The organism is Neobacillus sp. OS1-32 (assembly GCF_030915425.1).
Classification (GTDB): Bacteria; Bacillota; Bacilli; order Bacillales; family Cytobacillaceae; genus Neobacillus; species Neobacillus paridis.
Genome location: NZ_CP133263.1, coordinates 1,128,307 through 1,144,782 on the forward strand (window position 1 = coordinate 1,128,307; position 16,476 = coordinate 1,144,782).

Annotated in this window: 20 protein-coding genes, 1 tRNA gene and 1 other annotated feature (1 of these 22 only partly in view); of the genes, 10 read left to right on the top strand and 11 right to left on the bottom strand. The window is 41.8% G+C overall.

What is annotated here, in order from left to right; all coding sequences use genetic code 11:
- Positions 1–60: 60 nt before the first annotated feature.
- The 5 genes from RCG24_RS05765 to RCG24_RS05785 all read right to left on the bottom strand — a co-directional run bounded on the left by RCG24_RS05765 (position 61) and on the right by RCG24_RS05785 (position 4,044).
- Positions 61–1,137 carry an NAD(P)H-dependent flavin oxidoreductase gene (locus RCG24_RS05765; RefSeq protein WP_308078575.1) on the bottom strand — a complete coding sequence of 359 codons (1,077 nt, stop codon included), beginning with the start codon at positions 1,135–1,137 and terminating at the stop codon, positions 61–63.
- A gap of 262 nt (positions 1,138–1,399) precedes the next feature.
- Positions 1,400–1,771, bottom strand: a complete 372-nt coding sequence (locus tag RCG24_RS05770; protein ID WP_308078576.1) for a DUF2500 domain-containing protein — start codon at positions 1,769–1,771, stop codon at positions 1,400–1,402.
- A 165-nt stretch (positions 1,772–1,936) separates the two neighbouring features.
- The gene (locus tag RCG24_RS05775; protein WP_308078577.1) at positions 1,937–2,347 is read right to left on the bottom strand and encodes a VOC family protein; all 411 of its coding nucleotides are present in this window, start codon (positions 2,345–2,347) and stop codon (positions 1,937–1,939) included.
- 246 nt (positions 2,348–2,593) lie between these two features.
- Positions 2,594–3,298, bottom strand: a complete 705-nt coding sequence (locus RCG24_RS05780) for a B3/B4 domain-containing protein (protein WP_308078578.1) — start codon at positions 3,296–3,298, stop codon at positions 2,594–2,596.
- Positions 3,299–3,414: 116 nt separating this feature from the next.
- Positions 3,415–4,044, bottom strand: a complete 630-nt coding sequence (locus RCG24_RS05785) for an FMN-binding negative transcriptional regulator (RefSeq protein WP_202651182.1) — start codon at positions 4,042–4,044, stop codon at positions 3,415–3,417.
- Between the two features lie 114 nt (positions 4,045–4,158).
- On the opposite strand from RCG24_RS05785, the gene RCG24_RS05790 reads away from it, so the two are divergent.
- On the top strand, positions 4,159–5,544 hold the full coding sequence (locus RCG24_RS05790; protein ID WP_308078579.1) for a MocR-like pyridoxine biosynthesis transcription factor PdxR: 1,386 nt from the start codon (positions 4,159–4,161) through the stop codon (positions 5,542–5,544).
- Positions 5,545–5,668: 124 nt separating this feature from the next.
- Here the strand turns inward: RCG24_RS05790 and RCG24_RS05795 are convergent, their stop codons facing one another.
- Complete coding sequence (locus RCG24_RS05795) at positions 5,669–6,385, bottom strand: TerC family protein (protein WP_374049151.1); 717 nt, start codon at positions 6,383–6,385, stop codon at positions 5,669–5,671.
- A 274-nt stretch (positions 6,386–6,659) separates the two neighbouring features.
- Between RCG24_RS05795 and RCG24_RS05800 the strand changes: the two genes are divergently transcribed.
- The 5 genes from RCG24_RS05800 to RCG24_RS05820 all read left to right on the top strand — a co-directional run bounded on the left by RCG24_RS05800 (position 6,660) and on the right by RCG24_RS05820 (position 9,131).
- The gene (locus RCG24_RS05800; RefSeq protein ID WP_202651177.1) at positions 6,660–7,349 is read left to right on the top strand and encodes an SOS response-associated peptidase; all 690 of its coding nucleotides are present in this window, start codon (positions 6,660–6,662) and stop codon (positions 7,347–7,349) included.
- A 307-nt stretch (positions 7,350–7,656) separates the two neighbouring features.
- Positions 7,657–7,917: a hypothetical protein gene (locus tag RCG24_RS05805; RefSeq protein ID WP_202651175.1), complete on the top strand. Its 261-nt coding sequence runs from the start codon at positions 7,657–7,659 to the stop codon at positions 7,915–7,917.
- An 11-nt stretch (positions 7,918–7,928) separates the two neighbouring features.
- Positions 7,929–8,147, top strand: coding sequence for a hypothetical protein (locus tag RCG24_RS05810; protein ID WP_202651676.1), 219 nt, complete (start codon positions 7,929–7,931; stop codon positions 8,145–8,147).
- A gap of 21 nt (positions 8,148–8,168) precedes the next feature.
- Positions 8,169–8,405 (top strand): hypothetical protein, encoded by a 237-nt coding sequence (locus RCG24_RS05815; protein ID WP_202651173.1) that lies wholly within the window; start codon positions 8,169–8,171, stop codon positions 8,403–8,405.
- Positions 8,406–8,513: 108 nt separating this feature from the next.
- Positions 8,514–9,131 (top strand): RraA family protein, encoded by a 618-nt coding sequence (locus tag RCG24_RS05820; RefSeq protein ID WP_202651171.1) that lies wholly within the window; start codon positions 8,514–8,516, stop codon positions 9,129–9,131.
- A 19-nt stretch (positions 9,132–9,150) separates the two neighbouring features.
- Here the strand turns inward: RCG24_RS05820 and RCG24_RS05825 are convergent, their stop codons facing one another.
- Positions 9,151–9,390 (bottom strand): hypothetical protein, encoded by a 240-nt coding sequence (locus tag RCG24_RS05825; protein WP_308078580.1) that lies wholly within the window; start codon positions 9,388–9,390, stop codon positions 9,151–9,153.
- 40 nt (positions 9,391–9,430) lie between these two features.
- Here RCG24_RS05825 and RCG24_RS05830 point away from each other — a divergent pair, with 40 nt between their 5' ends.
- The 3 genes from RCG24_RS05830 to RCG24_RS05840 all read left to right on the top strand — a co-directional run bounded on the left by RCG24_RS05830 (position 9,431) and on the right by RCG24_RS05840 (position 11,485).
- A complete protein-coding gene (locus RCG24_RS05830) occupies positions 9,431–10,516 on the top strand; it encodes a potassium channel family protein (protein ID WP_308078581.1) in 1,086 nt (361 codons plus the stop codon).
- 372 nt (positions 10,517–10,888) lie between these two features.
- Positions 10,889–10,962 (top strand) — tRNA-Pro (locus tag RCG24_RS05835).
- A 118-nt stretch (positions 10,963–11,080) separates the two neighbouring features.
- A complete protein-coding gene (locus tag RCG24_RS05840) occupies positions 11,081–11,485 on the top strand; it encodes a hypothetical protein (protein WP_308078582.1) in 405 nt (134 codons plus the stop codon).
- Between the two features lie 143 nt (positions 11,486–11,628).
- Here the strand turns inward: RCG24_RS05840 and RCG24_RS05845 are convergent, their stop codons facing one another.
- Together RCG24_RS05845 and RCG24_RS05850 are read right to left on the bottom strand one after the other, a co-directional pair.
- Positions 11,629–12,084 (bottom strand): hypothetical protein, encoded by a 456-nt coding sequence (locus RCG24_RS05845; protein WP_202654302.1) that lies wholly within the window; start codon positions 12,082–12,084, stop codon positions 11,629–11,631.
- A gap of 249 nt (positions 12,085–12,333) precedes the next feature.
- Positions 12,334–12,849, bottom strand: a complete 516-nt coding sequence (locus RCG24_RS05850) for a YbaK/EbsC family protein (RefSeq protein WP_202654301.1) — start codon at positions 12,847–12,849, stop codon at positions 12,334–12,336.
- A 259-nt stretch (positions 12,850–13,108) separates the two neighbouring features.
- On the opposite strand from RCG24_RS05850, the gene RCG24_RS05855 reads away from it, so the two are divergent.
- Positions 13,109–14,020: a DMT family transporter gene (locus RCG24_RS05855; protein WP_235888041.1), complete on the top strand. Its 912-nt coding sequence runs from the start codon at positions 13,109–13,111 to the stop codon at positions 14,018–14,020.
- Between the two features lie 27 nt (positions 14,021–14,047).
- Here RCG24_RS05855 and RCG24_RS05860 read toward each other — a convergent pair whose 3' ends face one another.
- Positions 14,048–14,767, bottom strand: a complete 720-nt coding sequence (locus tag RCG24_RS05860; protein WP_202654300.1) for a YebC/PmpR family DNA-binding transcriptional regulator — start codon at positions 14,765–14,767, stop codon at positions 14,048–14,050.
- 336 nt (positions 14,768–15,103) lie between these two features.
- Positions 15,104–16,369, bottom strand: coding sequence for a threonine ammonia-lyase IlvA (gene ilvA / locus RCG24_RS05865; protein WP_202654299.1), 1,266 nt, complete (start codon positions 16,367–16,369; stop codon positions 15,104–15,106).
- Between the two features lie 62 nt (positions 16,370–16,431).
- Positions 16,432–16,476: a binding site (T-box leader), on the bottom strand; it runs 205 nt beyond the window's last position.

The following is a 16,476-nucleotide window of genomic DNA, read 5'->3' on the forward strand; positions in this document are numbered from 1 at the left end:
CCCTCCCCAATATAAAATCAATATAATATTACTAGCTTACCCGAATTTTGTCGAACATTATTATATTCCAATTTTCGCTTTCTCTATCTCGCTTATAAAGTTTTTAATCAGCTCGTTAACGGTTTGTCCCTTTGCTAATCTTGGACTCTGCCCCGACCAAAGCGAGATATATTCGCGATTTTCGTTAGCTGCCGCGGCTTTTCTAATCGCTTTTGTTAAGTCATTTTGCAGCGGATAATCGGGAAGCTCCGCTTCGACATGCTGAAGTTTTTCAATAAAACGATTATTTATCCCCTGCGCCATTTTTCCAGAGAATGCCTTAGTGAGAACCACTTGGTCCTCTGTCGCTTCGAGGATCGCACTCTTATGGAGCGGATTGGCCCCGCTTTCCTTACAAACTAGAAATGCTGTTCCCATTTGGACGCCTTGGGCCCCTAAGCATTGCGCCGCCAGCAAACCTCTGGCATCCATGATTCCACCTGCGGCAATAATCGGAATCGAAATTTGGTCGGCCGTTTGCGGTATCAAAGACATCAGTCCTATTAAACTATGACGCGCGTCCCCGGCAAAAGTTCCCCGATGCCCGCCAGCTTCCGAACCTTGAACAACGACAGCATCCATGCCGGCTTCTTGATTTAAAATGGCTTCCTGAACAGTTGTCGCCGTTCCCATTATAATAGACGCATTTTCCTTTAATTTGGTTCTAATTTTTTTCGAAGGAATTCCAAAAGTAAAGGAACAAACCGGAATATGTTCCTCGAGCATGATCTCAACCATTTCTTGAAATGTTTCGACATCCTGCATGTAATTTGAAAGAGCCGGGGCATGATCCTCAATCCCTAATTCCTGTTCCATCGGCCGAAGGTAGGCTTTTGACTGATTGATCTTTTGTTCGTCGACCGAATACTCACTCGGGACAAATAGATTCACGCCAAATTTTCGCTTCGTTAACCCTCTCACATGATGAATTTCTGCCTTTAATTGTTCCGGACTTAAATAACCCGCCCCAATCATTCCAAGCCCGCCGGCATTGGAAACTGCCGCCACTAATTCAGCAGAGGTTACACCCCCTGCCATTGGCGCCTGAATAATCGGATAATCTATTTTCAATAGCTTCGTTAATTCGTTGCTTAACATATTTTCAACCTCCCTACCTGTATTAAATTCTATGTTTGATTGAATTCCCCTTTATTTTGACAACAATTTTCCATAAATATGGTACAGGGGGCAGATAGACAAGCTCTACCAGCCTCATGATTGGGAAAAATAACATCAGAGGGTAGAATAGATCTACTATCCCTCTGAAAACGAAAATATGATGTAGAAGTCAGATAGCTTTGGTCGATTAGCCCTTTGACTGGAAAAAATGACATCAAAGGGTGGATCAAGCAGATGGCTGTTAGATTTGTGCTTGTTGGCGAACAAATCCAAGATACCTTGTGCCTTGAAATTGAAGTTCACCCGCATCCCCTTCTGCCAGCTGCCCATATTCACGGCCATTGACGGTGAACTCCATTCGGTCACCGCTTTCGACCTGAAAGGTGACATAATACCAGGTGCTGGAATGGTGGTCGGGGCCGCCGCCGCTAACGTTTGTCCGTTTCGAAACAACCACCGCCTCCACATTCAATCTTGGCTGTTGATTATTATAACTCCATTCTTTTATCCCGCGAAAAATAACAAAAAGTATAATTCCCGCTACAAGAATAAAAAATATTGGAAAAATTATTTCCATTATGGAAAACAGGTCAAACCCTTGATCGAAATCCATTAACTGCCCCCCTAATCTTAATCTATTAAACTCTCTCAAATAATCATACGATATATTTTACATTTTGTATCAATCTATTTCCTTTGAAAATGAAAAAGACGAGATAAAAAGCGATTTAAAGCCTAAAAAAAACAGCAGCCATTCACAATAGGCTGCCGCTTATTATTAGGCCTTTTGGTAATTCAAATCCCAAATCACGCCAAACGGATCCTTCACTTTGGCATATTTGGCACCCCAAAAGGTGTCCTGTAATTCCATATGAACAGTACCTTTTTCAGATAATGCGTTGTAAATAGCTTGAATTTCCTCCTCGCTTTCAAAATCCAGCACTAATGAAATATTACTGCCGATCACCACGGATGAGCCGGGGAAGCAATCCGAAACCATGAAAAATAAATCATCCTTTTTCAACCGGCCATGAATCAATCGGTCTTTTGCTTCCGGCGGTGTTTGATAGCCCGCTTCCGCAAACGTCTTTAAATCCGATTGTTCCCCGCCAAATACTTGTTGATAAAAATCCAGCGCTTCTTTGGCATTTCCATCAAACATCAAATAGGGTGTCGCTTGTCCTTTCATATAAAAAGCTCCTTTCATTTTCAAAATATATTATTTACCAATCTATCCTTAATAAACCAATCATTAAGCAAAAAGAACCTTTGAACAAGTTCAAAGGTTAATTGGGATCCTGCCTATACGCCAAAATCCCACTTTAGGAGGTCTAAATTCAGAAGAATTTAAACAATCTTTATTTTATCAGTTTTAGAAAAACATTTCAATAGATTAAAGCGGTAAAGAAAAAGGTTCCTTCAAATCATCCTCTTCTTAGATTGTCATTTCCTTATTATGAAGATCTAACACTTCTATTTTAACGGTACCACCAAGATGCTCCGACACTAAATCCGCCAATGTTTTAAGCGCCATATGAAATTCATCGCTTCTGGTTTCATTTACTAATTCGATACAGAGGAAGGCATTTTTCGTATTTTCTGTCAGCATCGTCCTCTGAGCTTCCCGCCAATTCCAGCATCTGCAGATCGCACCGGCATCGTCTTTATAAACAATTTCACCTTCATATGGCGAAGCATTTTCATCACTTCCCAATGGGAGAAATGGTTCACTGCCATTTGCCTGTGTTAGCCGAATATCGCCAACAAAAGTGTCGATATCCTCTCCACCACAGGGAAGCCCGTAGCGTAAGGAAATGGAATTATAGATATCAACAAGCGGGTTGATTGTTCCGATATGATTGCCATTTTTTACTCTTTTTAATAAGGCTTCAATCGAGCACCTTGCCCCTTTCTTTGTCTTGAATTTCTTAAAAGCCTCTCTCCAGACGGAAATGACCGGATTACTACTGAATTCCTCAAGACCGAGAAACTTATGCGATTCCTTTTCTGCTTCCTGTAGCAGCTTCTCGTAGGTTTCAACGTCCCTAATGGAATTATCAATCCCTTGGCAAACAACGATCCCTATTTTTGCTTGAGGGAACAACGTCCAAAAATCTTCTTCAATAATAAATTTAGGCATAAAATATCTCTCCATTTCTATCTTGGTAGCATTTTTTAAATATATCCGCAGTTTTTTAATTTATCTGCAGTTTTCCTGATATATCTGCAATTTTTCAATTATATCTGCAGTTTTTCCTATTTTTCAAACAACTCTTTCCGTTTCTCGCGCATCCACTTGGCAACCTGAATTTCATCTTGATCCTTTGATTTTTCAAGCTCTGTCACAATCGATTTGTAATCAATATCATGACGATTTTGGCTCATTTTAGCTGCTGCTTGAATAGATGTCATTTCAATTTCAAAGCCAACTATTCCTTTCAGTTCACGCTTAAGCAGCTCAGGATCAAATGTATCCCAGAGCCGGCCATTTTCGCGGTCGGACTCATAATGTGCAAGCATTGTAGCCAAAGCCGATTTCAGTTCATCTTCCGTAATGATACGTGCTGTTCCATAGGCATGTACAGCTAGATAGTCCCAAGTAGGAACCTCTTCGACCTGATACCAACTTGATGAAATATAAGCGTGCGGCCCTTGAAAAATTAGTAACACATCGCTATGATTGTCTAAAGTTCTTTTCTGCTTGTTACCATAGGCAATGTGCCCAGTCCCATAGATTTTCCCTTCTGCTTCGCGAATTTCCACAGGAATATGCGTTGCCAGGGGACGTTGTTGTTCGTCGACCGTCACTAATAAGGCAAACGGGTTAGACTTCATAAATTGAACGGCCTCATCATGATCCATTCGATATTGCTTAGGAATGTACACAAAAATCCTCCTTTCGACCAGTTATTGAATATTCTAATAAAAAAATAATATTATACAAACTGACATAAAAAAAGGTACAATAATAAACAAATATACATGTCAGAAGGAATGCAAATGAATAATACCATTTTTACTTTTACAAATGACTCTCCAAAATACAAACAAATCTACGAGAAATTTAAAACATATATTGAACAGGGAACTATTTTAGCGAATGAACAATTACCCTCCATTCGGCAGCTTGCCGATTCCTTACATGTAAGCCGCAATACAACGTTATTGGCCTATGAACAACTGGTTGCTGAAGGGTATATTCGTGGTGAGGGCCGAAAAGGCTACTTTGCAAATGAGTTGGAACCGCTAATAGTTCAGAAGGACAGCATCTCCGAAAACAAAAAACAAACAGGGTCCAAGAAATCTCCGGTCGTTACTTTCAGGGCTGATGCCGTTGATCAAACGCATTTCCCGCTGAAAATTTGGCGGAGAGTGGCCAATCAAGTACTAACCTTACAGGATAGCTTTCGGTACGGAGAACCATTTGGGGAGGAAGCCTTGCGCGAGCAAATTTCCACATACTTACTTCAATCACGCGGCGTGAAAACAAATCCTGATGCCATCATAATCGGGAGTAGCACCCAGCAAATGCTTGTATACCTAGGGCATATACTTAAGGAGGAATTCCAGAGCATTATCGTGGAAGACCCTGGTTACGACGGTGCCAGGGAAGCTTTTCTGTTCCACCAATTTAGGTTAGAAGCGTTGCCGGTTTATGAAACAGGTGCTGATCTTTCACATTTAGACGTAATGAAATCTCGGTTGATCTATGTTACCCCTTCCCACCAAAGTCCACTTGGCGTAAGCATGTCGATACAACAGCGGCAAATGCTGATTCATTGGGTAAACAAGGTACAGGGATATATTATCGAAGACGATTATGATAGTGAATTCCGCTATACTCAAAAACCATTCCCTGCCCTGGCCTCGATTGATTCAGCGAGAGTCATTTATTTAGGGAATTTTTCAAAATCATTCCTTCCAGGAATCCGTTTAGCTTATATGGTCCTGCCAGAGCCAGTTTTGAATCAATATAAAAACTATTTTTCTCAGTTTGAGAGTCCCGCATCGCTTTTCAGCCAACTCACAATGGCAAAATTTATGGAATTGGGAGAATGGAACCGCCATGTGAAACGAATGCGGCTTGTTTATAAACGAAAAATGCAACACCTGGTATCTGAACTAAGAAAACAATTCGGCGATAATATTTCTATTATTGGCGAGCAGTCAGGTTTATACTTATTAATCAAATTACAGCTGAACCATTCCGAAGAATGGTTCATCGAACGCGCTGCTTCATTTGGTGTAAAAGTGTGTCCCACCTCGCTGTATTTTGTTAACAATAAAGCCGATGACCCAATCATTAAACTTGGATTTAGTCATCTTTCTTGTGATGAGATTGGACGTGGGGTCGAGCTCTTAAAAAGGGCTTGGATTGAGCAGTGAAACAGGGATCAGAAACAGCTCCGGTTCCATCTTTTCGTGGTGGAACCGGTTTTTTCATGGTTGTAACTCTCCAAAAAAAATCCGCCAATTAGAAAGAATTAGCGGATTGAGCTATTTTCAATTGTTATTTTTCCTTGGTTGCAGCTATTTCAGCAGCTGACTTTTTCTTATTTATATTATGAACAATAAAGGTTGCCACAAAAGCAAGAACCAGAATACCAAAAAAGACGAAGTGGTGCAATTCAAATCCGAGAACACTGGCAAACATCTTTGCTGCAATAATAGCGATTAAAATGAATGCCGTATTTTCCAGTTCCGGAATTCGATCAATTAACACCAAGAAAAACTTGGCCACCGTCCGCATCATCAAGATTCCCAGCATTCCGCCAATCAAAAGCACCCAAACTTTTTCGGAAACGGCGAAGGCAGCTAAAATACTGTCCGCTGAGAAAGCAATGTCCATCAGTTCAACAGAAATAACCGTTCCCCAGAAGACGCCAAAAGTACGGACAAGCCAGCCTTCCTTTTTCATTCCCTCCACTTCTTCTTCTTGTTCGCCCAACCAGAAATGCTTGATCACAAGCCAGGCCAGGTAAGCAGCGCCGAGAACCTTCACCCACCAGAACTTGATCAACAGCATTCCCAGCCCAATAAACACAAATCGGAAAAAATAGGCCCCAAATAACCCATATGTCAACGCTTTTTTTCGCTGTTTCGGCGGTAAATGCTTCACCATTACGGCCAGCACTAAAGCGTTATCTGCCGAAAGCAGCCCCTCAAGAATCACCAGTGTGCCTATGTAACCCCAGGAAACAGGATCGGTCAGAACTTCAACCCACATATCCCATTCAAAAAAAGAGGCGTAGGTTGCTAAGATTTCATTTATAATTTCCAATCAAATACTCCTTTCTTTACCAAACCGGCAAATGAAAATAAGCTAATGTAATATTTTTAAAATTCAATTATAGAGAACCATTCTCATTTTACCAAATGTTTATATAAAAGGTAAAATTATATCCAGTAGGAAAATGATATAATTTTCGACATATCCACTTTCAGGTAATTCGATGAGTTTTTTCAACAGGTCTGTTACAATAGGATGGAGGTGAATATGTATGTGTGGCCGGTTTACATTAACTGCTTCCATTGAGCAAATAATAGATCGCTTCGAAATCCAAGCGTTCCTGGATGCTAAAAATTTTTCTCCCAGTTATAACATTGCACCTTCTCAGATGGTTTTAGCTGTCATCAATGACGGAAAGTCAAACCGTATGGGATTTCTAAAATGGGGACTCATTCCCCCATGGGCAAAGGATCCTTCCATCGGCAACAAGTTGATTAACGCCCGGGCGGAAACGCTTGCTGAAAAACCAAGTTTTCGCAAGGCTTTCCAAAAGAAGCGATGTTTAATCATCGCTGATAGTTTTTACGAATGGAAGCGACATGGAGGTCAAACAAAAACACCAATGAGGATAAAGCTAAAGTCAAATGAGCTATTTGCAATGGCCGGTATTTGGGAACAATGGAAATCACCGGAGGGAAAATCTGTCTTCAGCTGCTCCGTCATAACGACTGCAGCTAATCCGCTGATGAAGGAAATACATGACCGGATGCCTGTTATTTTAAAACAAGAGGATGAAAAAACATGGTTGTCCCCTGACATTTCCGATATCAATTTTTTGCAGCAATTCCTGGTGCCATATGACGACGAACTGATGGAAGCTTATGAGGTATCTCCATTAGTCAATTCACCGAAAAACAATTCGATCGAGCTGATTCAAAAAATAGGTTGGAGCACATTTTAAAAAATTGGACAAGAGCACTACATTCACGTACAAGCTCTCACATAGATTAAAGTAACCCATTTAATTTTTCCTTCTTTTAAAGTGGCTTTTTGGCCACTTTTTTTTGGTCGATAGGAAAAACTTTCCCATCAGGCATAAGTGTAACTACGCCTCTGTCTTCACTTTAAAGGCTCGTCAATCTATAAATATACGACCTGTTTCAGGCGAAGAGTTTCCTCGTTTCCCTGGTCTGTTGGAAGACTGCTCCGAATATACATAATAAAACATCGAGTTTCGAGGTCTTTTTTAAAAGAAAGGAGCCTTCTAGATGTTTTTTATTCCAACTAAACTGAACATTGGCGATGTTAAAGTGAATACTCCCGACAATCGCAGCACGATTAATTTTGGTTCAACAATGCAAGTAAACATCCATGTAGCGGGCAAGAAAAATCAGGCCTATGGCCAACAATTTGCTGATATTTCTTCTACTCTTATCCCGCTTGGCATAGTATTGGATGATGACATCATTGATTTGCCCTCGTTTAACAGTAAAAGGGTGTCAACAACGCATAGGAGTGGTGAATATTGAATATCGCACCAATGGCCTTTAATTTTTTAGGTTTTAAGGTAAATTCCTTGGATAATGGCGCGTTCCTGAATTTGGGGCCCAATCAATTTATCGATCAATTTGTTTCCTATAAGCGTAATCAAGGCGTTGGCGAACAGAACGGTGACATCTCTCCAGTGAACATTCCCATTTCATGGATCGGTGACACTGATGTAACTGATAGCAACACGGCGAAAAATAGCATAGTATAACGTGATAAAGGAGTGTATAGGTTGATCTTCGCACCAATGGTGGTAAACTTTGGTAACCTCAAAGTCAATGTTTTTGATCATGCCTCTCTATTAGTTATGGGACCAAATCAGTTAATGGACCAGTATGTTTCTTATAAACGAAATCAGGCCTATGGCGAACAAAATGGCGACTTCGTTCCCTACTTGATTCCGATCGGCTATATTTTTGATTCAGATGTTAGTGACAGCTGGACAGGAAAAAATAATTCTATCTTCTAAAATAGCTGGAAAAATTCCTCCAGCTATTTTTCGTCTCTGAAATCTCCTAATTTTATAAAAATTCGTTATAATAAAAAAGTAGTTTTCATATAGAGAGGAGATTTTTTAATGGATCAGCTTGTACTAGACTTTGTGAACATTCCGACCACATGCGTTTCGGATGCGACGGATGGATTAAATAACCTCCACCCTTCGATCAAACCGTTAAAGGAGGAATATAAGGTTGTGGGCAGGGCCTTCACGGTTAAAATTCCTGTCGGTGATAATCTTGCTGTTTTAAAAGCGATCCGTGAGGCAAAACCAGGAGATGTTTTAGTTGTCGATGCCAAGGGCGACGAATACCGCGCGATTGCTGGCGATTTCGTTGTCGGGATGATGCAGACAATGGGAATTGCTGGTCTTGTCGTGGATGGAGTGATTCGCGATATTGCCGGAATAAAGGCACTGAACTTCCCTGTTTTCAGCAAGGGAACAACAGTCGCTGCCAGCGGAAAGGCTGGTGTGGGCGAGGTGAACGTGCCAATATCCTGCGGCGGTATGGCTGTGAAGCCGGGTGACATCATCATTGGTGATGCCGATGGTGTCGTTGTTGTTCCACAGGAAATCGAACAGGCCGTCTTAGAAAAAGCCTTAGCCAAACTAAAAAAAGATCAAATCCGTGAAGAACAAATTTCCGGAAATCGTGAAGCGATCATTACACATTTGGACAAGCTTCTCTCCAAATAATGCCCAATCCCCCTTCTGCTCAGGGGGATTTTTTTTGTTGCATAAATTCCAACTGCGCCTCATGAATCGTCCATAAGGATGCACCAGTCGGCGAGTTTTCATTTATAGGATAAGAAAGCATAAATTTTCGACTTTGAGAATTGTCTAGCTCCACAAGGAAGGCTTCGACAGCATTTGCATCGCACGAAGGAAAAGCGATAGCTTTTTCAAGGAGGCCATACGCCGCTGGCCAAGGCGCTTGCGCTTTTCTAATTCGCAAACATACTTTCAGGAGGAATTTGGAAAGATAAGGCTTAACAATGAATCATAAGGGTAGGATGACGGTTGTGGGGATGTTTTTTAAAAAATGGCTCTATTATTTAATCAAACTTCGGAATATTATCTTTTTCCCGTTTGTCATCATCTACATATTGCTAGCTGGTTTGGGCATCTATCTTATCGAGCCGCAAACATTTCCTTCCTTTCTGACCGCGATTTACTGGGTATTCACAACGCTGGCAACCGTAGGCTTTGGCGATTACGCTCCTGTCACGGAAGCGGGGAAAGCCTACACGATTGTCCTGTACATCACCGGGATCGGCCTGCTTAGTGTATTTTTAGGGAGAGTTTTCAAATATGTTTATCTGATTGATAAATTAAAGGTTGGAGGAAAAATGAAATATACCGGGAAAGATCATATTATCCTAATCGGCTGGAGCACGAAATCGCAGTTAGCGATTCAGGAAATATTTAAATCAGATATAAAAACCGATATCGTGATAATCGACGATTTGGAAAAAGCACCCATGCTGGAGGAGCGGTTGTTCTATATTCGCGGCAATGCGACGGATGAAAAAACACTGCTGGATGCCAATTTACCAAAAGCAAAAGGGGTGATCATTTTTGCCGACCAAGCTACTCAGGATCAGTTTGCCGGAAAAGATCCGCTGCTTGTAGACGGAAAAACACTATTGATAGCCACGGCGATTACTTTAATTGAAAAAAAATTTAATAGAGATATCCATATTACCGCGGAGGTTATCAATCAGCAGCATATCCCCCTATTTGAACAAGTGAAGGTCGACGAGTTCATTCCAACACAGGAAATGATCTCTCATGCGGCCGTGCGCTCGTTATTTTCCCACGGTGTGACTCACATGTATACAGAATTAATGAGCACCCAGTACGGGGATTCGATGTATGAGATCGAGAAACAGGCAGAATGGCGGACATACCGCGATGCCTTTATCGATTTGCTTGACAAAGGTGCCACCTTAGTTGCCGATGGCGGCGATATGCACATCAATCAAAAATTGGATTATCTCATACCGGAAGATGCCCAATTATTTGTCATTTGTGATAAACAAACCTTTGAACAACTAAATCCTAAGGCAAAACAGTCATAATTATGGAAGTTTTTTGGACTTCGGACGGTTACAGCCAGCCTGCTTGACCGAATGCCGCGCTGTTCACCCATTTGGGGCAGCAAGAGCCCGGATAGTTGACCGAATGCCTGGCTGCTCACCCATTTCGGGTAGCTAGAACCCTGATAGTTGACCGAATGCCGCGCTGCCGATCCATTTCGGGCAGCTAAAGCCTGGATAGTTGACCGAATGCCTCGCTGTTCACCCATTTCGGGCAGCAAGAACCCGGATAGTTGACCGAATGCCTCGCTGCCCATCCATTTGGGGCAGTAACCGACTCATCCTTTTTTTACTGTAAAATATCTTGAAACTGACAGATAATTTTTCTATAATAAAGAGGAATAAAGCTTCATTCGGGAAGTAGCTCAGCTTGGTAGAGCACCAGTATGGGGTACTGGGGGTCGCAGGTTCAAGTCCTGTCTTTCCGATTACTCAAAAAGCCAATCCAAAGCGGATTGGCTTTTTTTGTCCTTTGCTTCCAATAACAGTACTAAAATCCAAAAAGTTTCATAGAATGGAATATACGTTCGTAAGGAGGCGAGGACTGTGCTCAAAAGTAGTGATTCCCAGATCACTGGAGAAATGTTAGTCAAATATTATGAGTTGAATAAACAAAAAAAGGAAATTGAACTGGAAATGAGCGAATTAAAAGAAGTGTTTCAGCAATATTTTAACCAATTATTCGGTGCCGACCAAAAAGCTGAAATCACCATGAATGGCTACAAACTGCAACGGCAAGTAAGAAAAACGGAAAAATATAATGAGGAAGAAACCATCAGAAAACTGGAAGGCTTACAACTGCATGATCTGATTCAGGTCGTTAAAAAGCCGGATGACAAAAAAATTAAGGCAGCGATCAATTTAGGTTTATTAAACCCGGAACAATTAGAAGGCTGCCTGACAACGACCTGTTCTGCAGCGATCACAGTCAAACCGATAACACCAAGGTAAGTTTTAAATTTGCAATTCACCACTTTAATAACCACAAAGATTTTGCGAGGAAGCCACTGTTTCCTTCGAGCAGCCGAATATTAAATTCCTAATGATTCATTTCTTGAAAACACAAACGACTGCCGTTCTTCAAGCAGTCGTTTTTATCTGGCAATTCTTTTTTGCAGGACTTTCTGTATCAATAAACCGACTGCAACGCCAGGAATCACAAACAGTATCGGTAGCCAAACCGGACCTAACAAGATGCCAAAGATCTTTAGTTCCGTCGAATAAATCAAACCAACTGTCACAAAATAGGCTGCAAAGACAAACGGAAGAAAAGCATAAGGTTGTTTTTCCCCACCTACATCCTTAAACGCATCCCACATCGCAAAAAAATATAAACATGGATAAAACATTAGCCATTGAAAATCAGTCAGCTGAATTGCCAAATCAATGTTACCACGGAAACTGGCGATAATCGCCTCATTAAACTTGGCTTGAATATTGATTAAGTATTCCAATACAACAAACAAAATTCCTTTAACCCATTTTCCATTTAGTAATTGACCAAAGCCTGGAAGGGCAATACTCCAAAACAAGGCCTCTTTTTCATTCATAGATTTATCCATTGTTTGAGACAAAATGTTGATGATGGTTTTTCAACGGATACAAACGTTTCACTGCTTCCACCTTTAACACCAGAACCAAAAAATGACAATCACCCATGATTGTTCCTCCTGAGAATATTCCTTTATCGTTAATATCTCCGCTTTCTAAAAATTCTATCGTGCTTATATTCAGAAGCGGCAAAAAATATAAAAAAGCAATCGTCGTTGTGACAATTGCTTCATATGTATAAATGGAGGTTACTTACTGATATTTGTCAGTCCCTCTTCCTCACCAACATCTGCGTGTTCCCAGCCTTTGCAGACATCAACCCAGCCTTCAGCCCCCGAGTATTCCAAAATTTCCTCACAGGATAGCTCAATTGCCGAGTTCGTACTGCCGCATGCAGGAAAAAGGGTTGCAAATCTTTTCATCGATATATCAAGATAAATATCCAGCGTGTTTCTCAAGCCAAACGGACAAACACCGCCAATTGCATGCCCCGTTTGCTCTAGTACCTCTTCCGAAGAAAGCATCCGAGCCTTAAAGCCAAATGTGTGGCGGAATTTCTTGTTATCAATCTTGGCATCACCTGCTGCTACCACTAAGATGGCATTTTCTTCACCCCGAAAGGACAGTGTCTTAGCAATCCGAGCCGGCTCCACTCCAATCGCTTCAGCTGCAAGTTCTACCGTCGCGCTCGAGGTATTGAATTCCATAATATCATTTTCCCGATTCCATTGCTTAAAATGCGCTTTGACGCTTTCTAATGACATATTTTTCATCCTTTCCATACCGTATATGTTGTATAATAATACACAATTTCCCACAATTATACAACAATAATGCTTTAATACTTTTTAGAATTAAAGTATATTAGGTTGATATTACGTTTGTGCAGTGCCGATATTTCCCGATTTCTGGTAAAGGGCAATCATTATAATTTAGAAAATTATATATTTTACTACAATTACGATGAAAAAAATATTATAATCTTTGTTATATGTAATCATTGCTTCTTAGGGGGGATACAGATTGCAATCACAAGGGGCTGTTTTACCTTATCCACGAACAAAAGGGATTGTGTTAGTGTTAATTGCCGCAATCCTATGGGGCGTTTCCGGTACGGTTGCCCAATTTTTATTTCACCAGCAAGGCTTTAGCACAAGCTGGCTGGTGGTTATTCGCTTGCTTTTTTCCGGTTTAGGCTTACTGTTTTTCGCCCAAACCGTTGGAAAACAAAACATTTGGGCGGTTTGGAAAAATAAACAGGACGCCCTGCATTTGGTACTCTTCGGCATCATCGGGATGTTAGGGGTTCAATATACGTATTTTGCGGCAATTGAGGAAGGAAATGCGGCAACGGCAACCGTTCTCCAATACTTGGCACCGGTGATTATCGCTTGTTATCTATGTATGAGAGCGAACTCACTGCCGGTCAAGCACGAAACAATGGCGATCTTTTTAGCGTTAACCGGGACGTTTTTGCTGGTGACCAAAGGGAATATTCAGGCCCTTTCAATTTCGCTTCCGGCCTTTGTCTGGGGAATTTTATCAGCGTTTGCCCTTGCCTTCTATACCTTATACCCAAGCGGACTGCTGGCTAAATGGGGTTCACTAGTAACCGTTGGCTGGGGGATGTTGATTGGGGGAATCGGTTTTAGTTTTATTCAACCGCCGTGGAAGTTTCAAGGAACTTGGTCCTTCTCCGCTTTTATTGCTGTCGTTTTCGTCGTTATATTTGGGACCTTAATCGCCTTTTTCTGTTATATGGAGAGTATGAAATATATTCGGGCATCGGAAGCAAGCCTGCTTGCCTGTGCCGAGCCATTATCGGCCACGTTGTTAGCCGTTTCCTGGCTTCATGTTTCATTTGGTCTAGCTGAATGGATCGGAACGTTGGCGATTATTGCAACCATTTTCATCCTATCAGCGGTAAAAAAATAGGGTGTCCAAATGGGCACCCTTAAATCTTTATTCACCTAAATCCACGTTATGGTAGACATGTTGCACATCTTCCAAGTCTTCCAAAACATCAATCAGTTTTTCAAATTTAGGAACAACATCCTCTGGGAGCGTGACTTCATTTTGTGGAATCATCGACAGTTCAGCGACGGTAAATTCTGTGATTCCGGCATTTTTGAATGCTTCTTGAACGGCATGAAATTGATCAGGCTCAGCATAAACGATGACCTGATCATCTTCGGCGATGATATCGCGCACGTCAACATCCGCTTCCATCAAGAGCTCAAGTACTTCTTCCTCGTTCTTCCCTTCGACACCGATAACCGCTGTTTCGTCAAACATATAAGAAACAGAACCGCTGACTCCCATATTGCCACCATTCTTACCAAAGGCAGCGCGTACTTCTGAAGCCGTCCGATTAACGTTATTGGTTAAAGCATCGACAATAATCATCGAACCATTGGGACCAAAACCTTCATAACGAAGCTCATCATAGCTTTCATCGGAACCGCCTTTAGCTTTGTCAATGGCCCGGTCAATAATATGACGCGGAACATTATAGGTCTTTGCCCGCTCAAGAACAAATTTCAACCCTTGATTGGCGTCCGGATCCGGCACACCGCGTCTCGCGGCCACATAAATTTCGCGGCCAAATTTGGCATAAATTCGACTCGTGTTTGCGTCCTTTGCCGCCTTTTTATCCTTAATATTATTCCATTTACGTCCCATATTAACACTCGCTTTCTAAATTGAATCGCTACAAAAAACCCACCCTCGATTCGGTGGGATGAGACCATTTAATATTATACATGAAAACAACCATTTGTTAAGTCCCTATCGAAAAAATGAACATTCGTTCGACTTAACACACCTTATGACAAGCTAATTCCTACAGGGAATTTTTCAAACCAAAACCTCACCTGCCACCGCAAAAAAGTCAAAAGCGGACTTTTTGGAGAGAAGAACATTTGCTTGTTGGGGCTGATCACTAAAGAAAGCTACTGAGAGAATAAGCTTCGCAGGAACAAGCTGTGCTTGTTTCGAAGGCGCTTCCGCCTTTCAAGGTTATACAAGCATTTGAAACAAGGTGCTGTCCTTATTGACTTCCCGATATAAAAACCCTTTTGCTTTGATCCGGTCTACTAACGGGCCGTAATCAGCTTTATCTTTCAATTCAACCCCAACCAAGGCCGGGCCGGTTTCCCGATTATTCTTTTTCGTGTATTCAAAATGGCTGATATCATCATTTGGACCAAGAACGTCCATTAAAAATTCCCGCAATGCCCCGGGCCGCTGTGGAAATTGGACGATAAAATAATGCTGCAGCCCTTCATAAATCATCGAGCGCTCTTTAATTTCTTGCATCCGGCCGATGTCATTATTTCCGCCGCTGACGATACAAACGACCGTTTTGCCCTTTATTTCCTCGGCGTATGTATCGAGAGCGGCAATCGACAGGGCCCCGGTCGGCTCAACGACAATCGCATTTTCATTGTAAAGGGATAACAGTGTGGTGCAAACTTTTCCTTCCGGGACCACAATAATATCGTCAACAATCTGTTTACAAATTTCAAATGTCTTGGTTCCCACCGTTTTGACTGCGGCACCATCGACAAATGGGTCAATTTTTTCGAGACAAGTGACCTCGCCTTTTAACATCGATGTCTTCATCCCGGGAGCCCCTTCTGGCTCAACGCCGATTAACTTCGTTTCCGGTGAGAAATGCCGTAAATACGTTCCGGTTCCCGCCATCAGGCCGCCGCCGCCAATCGCCGCAAACAAATAATCGATTTTTTCCGGACAATCATTGAGCAATTCCACCCCGACCGTTCCTTGACCGGCAATCACCTCATAATCATCGAAGGGATGGATAAACGTTCGCTTTTCAGCCATACTGCATTCCATGGCTTTTTCGTACGCATCATCAAACGTGTCGCCGACCAGGACAATTTCGACATCCTCCCTGCCCCAAAATTTCACTTGGTTGACCTTTTGTTTTGGGGTTGTGTTCGGCATAAAGATTTTTCCATGAATCTTTAATAAATGGCAGGAATAGGCCACCCCTTGGGCATGATTTCCGGCGCTGGCACAAATAATCCCGTGCTTCATTTCTTCCACACTTAATTTTTTTATCCGGTTATAGGCACCGCGAATTTTAAAGGAGCGGACACTTTGCAGATCCTCTCGTTTTAAATAAACATGACAGTTGTAACGTTCTGATAATAAGTGATTGTATTGCAGCGGTGTTGGCGTAATCACATCCTTTATCGTGTGGCTGGCAATGATGATATCCTCCACATTAAACGTTTTGTTATCCACCTTTTGACTCATCGTCAGGGTACCTCCTTTATTTTACACTGTCTTTTAGAACAACAAAAAACCCGTCCCCTTTGTATAGGGACGAGTTAGCTCGCGTTACCACCCTACTTCCGCAATAA